At 66.3% G+C, this 6,521-nt stretch carries 8 protein-coding genes and 1 pseudogene; 5 read left to right on the top strand and 4 right to left on the bottom strand.

Annotated elements, in window-relative coordinates; translation table 11 throughout:
- Positions 1-198, bottom strand: a pseudogene (locus ACK5IR_RS01245) (lytic transglycosylase); the annotation flags it as partial.
- 243 nt (positions 199-441) lie between these two features.
- Here ACK5IR_RS01245 and hspQ point away from each other — a divergent pair.
- Positions 442-768: a heat shock protein HspQ gene (hspQ, locus tag ACK5IR_RS01240; RefSeq protein ID WP_416925100.1), complete on the top strand. Its 327-nt coding sequence runs from the start codon at positions 442-444 to the stop codon at positions 766-768.
- Between the two features lie 12 nt (positions 769-780).
- Here hspQ and ACK5IR_RS01235 read toward each other — a convergent pair whose 3' ends face one another.
- The 3 genes from ACK5IR_RS01235 to ACK5IR_RS01225 form a co-directional block, all read right to left on the bottom strand.
- Positions 781-2,361 (bottom strand): gamma-glutamyltransferase family protein, encoded by a 1,581-nt coding sequence (locus ACK5IR_RS01235; RefSeq protein WP_416925096.1) that lies wholly within the window; start codon positions 2,359-2,361, stop codon positions 781-783.
- Between the two features lie 303 nt (positions 2,362-2,664).
- Positions 2,665-3,159 (bottom strand): ATP-binding protein, encoded by a 495-nt coding sequence (locus ACK5IR_RS01230; RefSeq protein WP_416925094.1) that lies wholly within the window; start codon positions 3,157-3,159, stop codon positions 2,665-2,667.
- A complete protein-coding gene (locus tag ACK5IR_RS01225; RefSeq protein WP_416925092.1) occupies positions 3,159-3,503 on the bottom strand; it encodes an STAS domain-containing protein in 345 nt (114 codons plus the stop codon). Before ACK5IR_RS01225 ends, ACK5IR_RS01230 begins: the two co-directional genes overlap by 1 nt.
- Positions 3,504-3,599: 96 nt before the next feature.
- On the opposite strand from ACK5IR_RS01225, the gene ACK5IR_RS01220 reads away from it, so the two are divergent.
- The 4 genes from ACK5IR_RS01220 (at position 3,600) to pth (ending at position 6,440) form a co-directional block, all read left to right on the top strand.
- Positions 3,600-4,760, top strand: coding sequence for an acetyl-CoA C-acyltransferase (locus ACK5IR_RS01220; protein WP_416925090.1), 1,161 nt, complete (start codon positions 3,600-3,602; stop codon positions 4,758-4,760).
- Positions 4,760-5,218, top strand: coding sequence for a GAF domain-containing protein (locus tag ACK5IR_RS01215; protein ID WP_416925088.1), 459 nt, complete (start codon positions 4,760-4,762; stop codon positions 5,216-5,218). The genes ACK5IR_RS01220 and ACK5IR_RS01215 overlap by 1 nt, the downstream gene beginning before the upstream one ends.
- Positions 5,208-5,591 (top strand): GFA family protein, encoded by a 384-nt coding sequence (locus tag ACK5IR_RS01210; protein ID WP_416925086.1) that lies wholly within the window; start codon positions 5,208-5,210, stop codon positions 5,589-5,591. The genes ACK5IR_RS01215 and ACK5IR_RS01210 overlap by 11 nt, the downstream gene beginning before the upstream one ends.
- Positions 5,592-5,759: 168 nt before the next feature.
- The gene (pth, locus tag ACK5IR_RS01205; RefSeq protein ID WP_416925084.1) at positions 5,760-6,440 is read left to right on the top strand and encodes an aminoacyl-tRNA hydrolase; all 681 of its coding nucleotides are present in this window, start codon (positions 5,760-5,762) and stop codon (positions 6,438-6,440) included.
- The last annotated feature ends 81 nt before the right edge of the window (positions 6,441-6,521 follow it).

Below are 6,521 nucleotides of genomic sequence, written 5' to 3'. Positions count from 1 at the left end.
TTCCTGAGGGATGGTCGCCATCTGGACGGGGACGGGCACGCCCCATTTCTTTTCGGTCCGCTTCATGGCCCGCAGATATTCCGGCCGTTCCTTGGCAAGGCTGCACGCATTGTCTAGGTTTCTTGGCGCGGACTTGCCGCCGCCGCCGCATGCCGCAAGCGCCATGAAAATACACAAGGCGCAGAGAATTCTGGTCATCCGCCTGTCCGATCGATTTATTGGTCTGCTCGTTTTTTCCCATGATAGGGCATTCCGGCGCCGGTGAAAACGGTCAAGCGCAGATTCCCGCCCCGGTGCGCGGTCGATGCCTGCCTCATGAGGCAGATGATGCGCGGTACGTACCTGCAATCGCGATTTTGCCCCCGGTGGCACGATATGGCGCGCGCGGCATGGACTCGCCGCCGGCTTCGTCATACGGATGGGCGCATGGGAAGTGCGATCATGTTGAAGCGACGAGCTAAATTTCATCTCGGACAAGTGGTCCGTCACCGCAAGCATCCGTTTCGCGGCGTGGTCTTCGATGTCGATCCGACCTTTGCCAATACCGACGAATGGTACGATGCCATCCCCGAGGACAGCCGTCCCGAAAAGGAACAGCCGTTCTACCATCTGCTGGCCGAGAACGAGCAGAGTTACTACATCGCCTATGTGTCCGAGCAGAACCTCGTTCCCGACACCACCGGAGAGCCGGTCGATCACCCCGATGTCCCCGATCTGTTCGGCGAGTTCGAGGACGGGCGCTATCCCCTGCATTTCCAGCTCAACTGATCACAGCCGCCCTCAGTAGCCGATGGCCGCACCGTCCTTGCGCGGGTCGGATCCGCCCTGCAACACGCCGGTGTGCGGGTCGATCAGGATTGCCTGGGCACCGCCGATTCCAACCGGCGGCGTAACGACGCGATGGCCGAGTTCCGACAATGCCGCCGCGACCCCGTCGCCATAGCCGCGCTCGACCAGCAGCGACCCGTCTTCGGCGAAGCTGCGCGGCCCGTCTATCGCCGCCTGCGGATCGAGCCCGAAATCCACCATGTTGGTGACGAACCGGGCATGGCCGTTGGCCTGATACTGGCCACCCATGACACCGAAGGGCATCACCGCCTGTCCGTTGCGCCGGACCATGCCCGGAATGATCGTGTGCATCGGCCGCTTGCGCGGCCCCGCCTCGTTGGGATGCCCCGGCGCAAGGGTGAAGCCGGCGCCACGGTTCTGCAACAGAATGCCGAAACGAGGACTGGCAAGGCCGGATCCGAAGCTGTGAAAGATCGAATAGATCAGCGAGACCGCCAACCTGTCGCGGTCGACCACCGTGATGTAGATTGTATCGCGGTGGACGGCCTCGGTGCGCGCCGTCACATTGTCCAGCGCGCGCCCGGTATCGATCAGCGCCGCCAGATCGCGTGCAAGCGTCGGATCGAGCATCCGGTCGCGCCTGTCCATCCATGCGGGATCGGCGATCAGCCGGTTGCGCGCGTCATAGGCGAGCCTGGCGGCTTCGGCCTCGATATGGGCGCGTTCGGCGCCGAAGGGATCGAGGCTGGCGAGATCGAATTCCCGAAGGATGTTCAGCAGCAGCAGCGCCGTCGCCCCCTGACCGTTTGGCGGATGCTCGACAACCTCCATGTCGCCGTAGCGGGTGGAAACGGTCTCGCCCCAGTCGGCCGTCTGTGCGGCGAAGTCGGCCTCATCATGGCAGCCGCCATGCGCTCGCAGAATTGATAGCATGTCGTCGGCGACTTCGCCGGTGTAAAATGCCGAAGGCCCGTGCTCGGCGATCCGGCGCAGCACGCCGGCCTGAGCCGGCGCACGAAACACCTGCCCCGCCCGGGGAACGGCCCCGCCGATCAGATAATGCGCGCGCGCATCGCCGATCAGCCGGTCGGCCGAAGCGGCCCAGTCGAAGGCGACGCGTGGTGCCACCGGGACGCCGGTTTCGGCGTAGTCGATGGCGGGGGCAAGGCTTGCGGCAAGACCGAGCCGGCCGAATCTCTCCGACAGGGCGGCAAATCCCGCCACCGCACCCGGAATCGTCACCGCGTCGGGTGTGTCGGTCGGAACGGCTTTCAGACCGCGAGCGCGCAGCGCCTCCGCATCCCATGCCGAGGCGGAACGGCCAGAGCCGTTCAGCGCATGGACCTCGTCGCTCCCACCCGGGCTGATCAGGGCAAAGCAATCGCCACCGATGCCGGTCATCTGTGGCTCGCAGATACCCAGCAGGACAGCCCCGGCGATGGCGGCGTCGGCAGCATTGCCGCCCTGCCTGAGGATATCGACGGCCGCAGCCGCCGCGATCGGATGCGAGGTCGCGCACATGCCGCGCTCGGCAAAGACCGGGGACCTGCCCGGCAGTTGGAAATCTCTCATCGTTGCCTCCCTGTCGCGGGCTGCGCCGCGTATCGGCAGAGTGAATCACGGGTCGACCGGTGAAGGGAAGAGGATTTTTCGACGTTGCAATCGCGAAGGCCGCCCGACTGGCACCGTACCCCGCAAAATGAGGACGTGTCTGCCGGTGTTGCAGGCAAATTCCCCGGTGCCGTCTGATCGGTGGGGACAGTTGGACACGGCACCGGGGGAAGCCTGTTGCAGCTACCCGGCAAGTATTGGCCGGCATCCTGTCACGGTGATGGCTACTTCTTGGCGATCCGGTGGCGCCCGGACCCTCGGCGATCACGGAGCGCTGCCCGTTGCGATCCGGACGCTCAGATTGTTCTGTCCCGGCGTTCGATCATAGTGGAGTTGCTGGGACAGTTCGCGGATAAGAAACCAGCCGAATCCGCCCTCGGGAAGGTCCGCTGCCGCGACATCCAGATCGCGCGGGCGCCCCCGAGGCGCCGTGTCGCCGGGCATCGGCGCGCCCCCGTCCGTGACGCGGCAGATGACGGCACCCGGAACCGGATCGAGCCGCAGCGCGATCCAGCCGTCGCGGCGTCCTCTATAGGCGTGCTCGACGATATTGTTCAGTATCTCTGCAAGGACAGCCTCGATCCCGTCGCAATCGACAGAGGAATAGCCGCGTTCGCCAAGTGTATGCGTGATATCGACAAGCGTCTGTCGCACGGCCTGCGGTGTTGCGCCGAGCCGTCTTTCGATAGCCGGGTGCCGGCCGGTCCCTGCCGCAGCGGATAACGGGGCCGGTCCGCCCGCTGGAGAACTTCCGCTCATCAGGCCGGATTGGTGGCCGATTCCATCACGGCATCGGCCGAGTCGTGAATGCGAAAGACCGAATCCATCCTGGTCAGACGGAAGACCTTGGCCACCTTCGGTGTCAGGGCGGCGAGTTCCAGCGAGCGCTCCCTGCCCAGATGTTTCATCGACGCGACGACCGCGCCAAGCCCCGAGGAATCGAGGAAATCCACCTCTCCCAGGTCAAGGACGACGCGGGTGGGTGCATCGGCGCAGAGTTCGCGCAGCCGGTCCTTGAACCGGATGGCGCAGGCGGCGTCAATGCGTGGCCCGAGGACATTGATTCTGAGGATATCGCCCTTGCGAAAGGTCTCGAACTCCATGCACGGTCTCCAGCAACAGATCGACGTAGGCGACAGGGTGGCCCAAAAACCTTACCATTCTGTATTCGCCGATCTGGCGGAAGGGGAGGAAGGACGATGCGGGAAGTGATTATCGCCGGGGCGGCACGGACGCCGATGGGCGGGTTTCAGGGGGTCTTCTCGGGGCTCGCCGCCCCCGGGCTTGGCGCCGTTGCCATCCGGGCCGCGCTGGCCGATGCCGGTGAACCGCAGACCGGCGAACTGCTCATGGGCTGTGTGCTGCCGGCCGGGCAGGGGCAGGCTCCGGCGCGGCAGGCCGGTTTCGGCGCCGGGCTCGACGAGAGTGTCCCGGCCACGACGCTCAACAAGGTCTGCGGTTCGGGAATGAAGGCGGCGATGATCGCCTGTGACCAGATCGCGCTCGGCCGGACGGATGTGGTGGTCGCGGGCGGCATGGAGAGCATGACCAACGCCCCCTATCTGCTGCCCCGGATGCGCGGCGGGGCGCGGCTCGGGCATGACAGGGTGCAGGATTCGATGTTCCTCGACGGGCTGGAGGATGCCTATGACAGGGGTCGCCTGATGGGCACTTTCGCCGAGGATTGTGCGGAACGCTACCGCTTCACGCGCGAGGCGCAGGACGAATACGCGCTCGGCTCGCTTTCGGCGGCGCTGGCGGCGCAGCGCTCTGGCGCCTTCGACCGGGAAATCGCGCCGGTGACGGTACATGGCCGGCAGGGTGAGTCGCGGATAAGCGAGGACGAGCAGCCGGCCAATGCCCGGCCCGAGAGGATCCCGCTGCTGAAGCCCGCCTTCCGCGAGGGCGGTACGGTGACGGCAGCCAATGCCTCGTCGATCTCCGATGGGGCAGCGGCGCTGGTGCTGGCGGCGGCCGGCAGTGGCCTGAGGGCACGGGCGCATGTGGCGGGTCATGCCGGCCATGCGCAGGCGCCGGGATGGTTCACTACCGCGCCGGTTCCGGCGGTACAAAAGCTGCTGCGCACGATCGGCTGGCAGGTCGGCGACGTGGATCTGTGGGAGGTCAACGAGGCCTTTGCCGTCGTTCCGATGGCGTTCATGCACGATCTGGACATCCCGCGCGGGAAGATGAACGTCAACGGCGGCGCCTGCGCGCTGGGGCATCCCATCGGAGCCTCGGGGGCGCGGATCGTGGTGACGCTGCTCAATGCGCTCGAGGCGCGCGGCCTCAGGCGCGGGGTGGCGGCGATCTGTATCGGCGGCGGCGAGGCGACGGCCATCGCGATCGAGAGGGGTTGATGCGCGCCGATTATCCCGAGCTTGAGCGGACGATCCTTGCGCTGACAAGCGGCGAGGACGATATCGTGGCGCTGATGGCGACCGTGGCCTGCGAGCTTCACCATGCCGATGAGCGCTTCGACTGGACCGGGTTTTACCGCGTGGTTGCGCCGGGGCTGATGAAGATCGGCCCCTATCAGGGCGGGCATGGTTGCCTTGTCATTCCCTTCGGGCGCGGGGTGTGCGGCGCGGCGGCGCGGACAGGCGAGGTGCAGCTTGTCAGGGATGTCGACACCTTCCCCGACCACATCGCCTGTTCGTCCTCGACCCGCTCGGAAATCGTGCTGCCGGTGCGGGATCGTGCGGGTGCACTGATTGGTGTGCTCGACATTGACAGCGACAGGCTTGCTGCGTTTGACGAAGGTGATACCGATGGCCTGAGCGGAATTCTGGAGAAGGTGTTTTCGAATGTCGGATGAGGTCAGGACGGGCCGGTGCCTCTGCGGCGATGTCTCGTATCGGGTGAGCGGCCCGCTTTCGGGCGCCACCGCCTGCCATTGCAGCCAGTGCCGGCGCCAGAGCGGGCATGTCTGGGCGGCGGCGGATGCGCCGCTCGACCGGGTGATCATCAAGGGGCCGGTCGCATGGTATGCCGCAAGCCCGGCAGCCGAGCGCGGCTTCTGCCCGCGCTGCGGGTCGTTCCTGTTCTGGAAGGCGCCCGGCACCGGTCTGATCGAGATCTCGCTGGGGTCGCTGGACATGCCGACCGGCGTCCGGCTGGAAAGGCACATCTTCTGCGCCGACAAGGGCGACTACTACGACATAGCCGACGGGTTGCCGCAATCGCCGTGAGCGAAGACCATGCCTGTCGCAACGACTCTTGAGGTCCGGAACAGGCCGGGCCGGGCTTGACCCCGAACCGGTTCACCGGCAGGTACTGGATGCCTTCTGCCGGGTTTCAGCCGGGACGCGCAGCTTTGGTCACGGCAGGGGCCGTGCCGGAAACGGGGGAAACGCCAGGTGCAACTTTTCGTCGGTCTCGGAAATCCCGGTGCCAGATACGCGCGGAACCGGCACAATATCGGCTACATGGCGGTGGATCGGATTGCCGAGGATCACGGCTTCGGCCCGTGGCGGGCAAGGTTCCAGGGCCAGGCCGCCGAAGGCCGGCTGGGCGGCGACAAGGTGCTGCTGCTCAAACCGGAAACCTACATGAACCTGTCGGGAAATTCGGTCGGCGAGGCGATGCGCTTCTACAGGCTGACGCCCGAAGACGTGACCGTCTTTCACGACGAACTCGATCTTGCCCCGGGCAGGATGCGGGTGAAGCAGGGTGGCGGGCATGCCGGGCATAACGGGCTGCGGTCGATCCACTCCGCCATCGGGCCGGAGTACCGGCGGGTGCGCCTCGGCATCGGGCACCCGGGCCACAAGGCTGCCGTTTCGGGCTATGTGCTGCACGATTTCGCCAGGGCCGATGCCGACTGGCTCGACGATCTGTTGCACGGCCTGAGCGACGGCGCCAACGATCTCGCCGGCGGCGACAGTGCCCGCTTCGCCAACGCAGTTGCCCTGCGCACCGCGCCGCCCCGGCCGGCGGCGAAGAAGCCCGCCGGACCGGCAGTGGAACCGGCCGTCGACCGGCCGGCAAAGGAGGACACGCGCACGCCGCTGCAACGCCTGGTGGACCGCTTCCGCTGAGGTCCGGCGTAGTGGAACGCGTATCCGCCCTCCTGCGCGCCGAAGTCCATGAAAAAATGGCCGCGCCATTCTGGTAGCGGC

This window comes from Tropicimonas sp. (genome assembly GCF_047971885.1).
In the GTDB taxonomy this organism is placed as follows: Bacteria; Pseudomonadota; Alphaproteobacteria; order Rhodobacterales; family Rhodobacteraceae; genus Tropicimonas.
The sequence above is the reverse complement of the archived record's forward strand: the minus strand, read 5'-3'. Positions and strand labels throughout refer to the sequence as shown.